The sequence below is a fragment of the Arthrobacter sp. JCM 19049 genome, assembly GCF_001310435.1.
Map to the genome: position 1 here is coordinate 1 of NZ_BAXF01000581.1, position 1,217 is coordinate 1,217.

Genomic DNA, 1,217 nt, shown 5'->3' on the forward strand with positions numbered 1-1,217 from the left:
CCCCTCCCCGCGCTACTACTTCACTGGCCCTGCCTTCAGCCAGACCGGCGGGCACGGCGACCCGCGCGAGGCGCACCTGGATTCCTGCTTCAGCCACGGCACATGTGCCGGATCGTGGACGGATCGGATGACCTGTGCGTGGCGGTGCGCGATGCGTTCCGCACCGGGGCGCACGCCATCAAGATCATGACCAGCGGCGGGGTCATCTCGCTGACCGACCCGCTAGAAATCCCGCAATACTCCCCCGAGGAAATCTGCACCATCACCTCCGAGGCGTCCCGCCGCGGCTCCTATGTCTGCGCGCACGCCTACTCGGTGCCGGCGATCAGGCACTCGGTGGAAAACGGGGTGCGCAGCATCGAGCACGGCAACCTGTTGGATGCCGACACCGCCAAGCTCATGGCGGAACACGATGCCTTCCTGGTCCCCACCCTTGCAGCCTATGCGGCCATGGATGCGCGCGGCGAGGAACTCGGCCTGGCCACCGTGTCCCAGGAGAAGAACCGGATCGTGCTCGAACGCGGGCAGCAGGCAGTGCGCCATGCGCTGGATGCTGGGGTCAAGGTCGGCTTCGGCAGCGACTTGATGGGCGAGCTGGGCGACGAGCAGCTCAACGGGCTGGCGCTGCAGGCGGCGGCTTCCTCCGTTGAAGACCTGCTGCGCTCGGCCACCGGCGTGAACGCGCAGCTGATCGGCAACGAGTTCATCGGTTCGCTGGCCGCCGGCAAGGCCGCGGACCTGCTGGTGCTGGACGGCGATCCGCGCCAGGATGTGGACTTCCTGGTGTCCGAGGCCAAGGGGCGCACCGTCATCCAGGCCGGAGCCCGGTCTTCGATTCGCTGGGACTGCTGGAGGGCGCCGAATGACCGCACTGGCTCAGAGCGTGCAGAACCTGGAGGCGACCCCACGGCTGCTGGAGACCTACGTGGCCGGCGGCCGCCGCTTCCGCGACTATGTGCTGCAGGTGCCGCTGGACTGGAGCAATCCGGACGGTGCCACCATCGAGCTGTTCTACCGCGAAATGGTGCGCGCGCACCTGGACGGGCAGCAGCTGCCGCTGATGGTCTACCTGCAGGGCGGGCCCGGCGGGCAGGGACCGCGCCCAGTGGGCGGTTCAGACCGGCTGGACGTGGCTCTGGAACGCTACCGCGTGATCCTCATGGACCAGCGCGGCACCGGCCGCTCCACCCCGGTCACCGCCCCAGGTGATCTCCGGA

The 1,217-nt window shown here is 68.6% G+C and carries 2 protein-coding genes; both read left to right on the forward strand.

The window, feature by feature from the left end:
- On the forward strand, window positions 1–190 hold a 190-nt coding region (locus JCM19049_RS21185), incomplete at its 5' end, for a hypothetical protein (protein ID WP_279403299.1).
- On the forward strand, window positions 145–1,209 hold the full coding sequence (locus tag JCM19049_RS14640) for an amidohydrolase family protein (protein ID WP_279403300.1): 1,065 nt from the start codon (window positions 145–147) through the stop codon (window positions 1,207–1,209). The genes JCM19049_RS21185 and JCM19049_RS14640, both read left to right, overlap by 46 nt.
- Window positions 1,210–1,217: the final 8 nt, after the last annotated feature.